This is a genomic window from Amycolatopsis sp. NPDC003676, from assembly GCF_053587275.1.
The window spans coordinates 1-1055 of the sequence record NZ_JBSFNS010000427.1 but is presented as its reverse complement, the minus strand read 5'-3'; the positions used below and the strand labels follow the sequence as shown (position 1 = coordinate 1055).

The 1055-nt window shown below is 63.7% G+C and carries 1 protein-coding gene; it reads right to left on the bottom strand.

The genetic code is table 11. The annotated features are described in order from the left end of the window. Positions 1-913: branched-chain amino acid ABC transporter permease (locus ACWDNU_RS46960; RefSeq protein WP_449673593.1), on the bottom strand; the 913-nt coding region annotated here is incomplete at its 3' end. Positions 914-1055: the final 142 nt, after the last annotated feature.

Sequence of the window (1055 nt, the reverse complement as noted above, 5' to 3'; positions counted from 1 at the left end):
TCTCCACGACCCCGAGCAGCATGCCGCCGAGCAGCGCGCCGCGCAGGTTGCCGATACCACCGAGCACCGCGGCGCTGAACGCCTTGATACCGAGGATGAAGCCGCCGGAGAAGATGATGCCGGTCGGGATGTAGAGGGTGTACAGCATCGCGGCCGCGCCGGCCAGCAGGCCACCGATGAGGAACGTGAGCACGATGACCCGTTCCCGCGAGACGCCCATCAGGGTCGCGGTGTCGGGGTCCTGGGCGACCGCGCGGATGGCGCGGCCGAACTTGGTGCGGTTGATGACGATCTCGGTGGTGATCGCGAGCACGATGGCCGCGGCGATGATCACCAGCGCCACATTGGTGACCTGCGCGCCGAGGAAGGTGAACTGCACCTTCGGCTCCACCAGCCGGATGCCGGTCTGGGCGTTGGAGCCGCCGAGGCCGGGCCTGAGCTTGGGCAGGATGTAGTGGACGAACTCCTGGATCACGAAGGACATGCCGATCGCGGTGATCAGGAAGGCCAGTGGTTTGGCTCCGCGCTTGCGCAGCGGCCGGTAGGCGACTCGTTCCAGGCCGACCGCGGCGATTCCCGAGACCAGCATGCCGAACAGCATCGCCAGGCCGAGATAGACCACAGTGAGCAGGACGCCCTGGGAGTACGCGTTGCCGCTGGGGGCGAAGCCGAGCAGCTCCAGTCCCACATAGGTGCCGAACATGCCGAGCATGAAGATCTCGGAATGGGCGAAGTTGATCAGTCTCAGCACGCCGTAGACCAGCGTGTAGCCGACCGCGACCAACGCGTAGATCGACCCGTAGGTGAGACCGTCCACGGTCAATCGCCAGAACTGGTCGATCACCCCGGAGACGTTGAAATCGATGGACCCCTCGGCCAACAGGGTCACACCGAGCGAAGCCACTGATGTCATGATTTCTCTCGCGTCAGGCGAGCGGTGGGGGGGGGGGGGGGGGGGGGGCCCCCCCCCCCCCCCCGGGGGGGGGGAGGGGCTAGGAGAAATAAAAAATAAAAATTTTTTTTTGTTATAGAAAAAAACATAAAAAAAAAAAAAA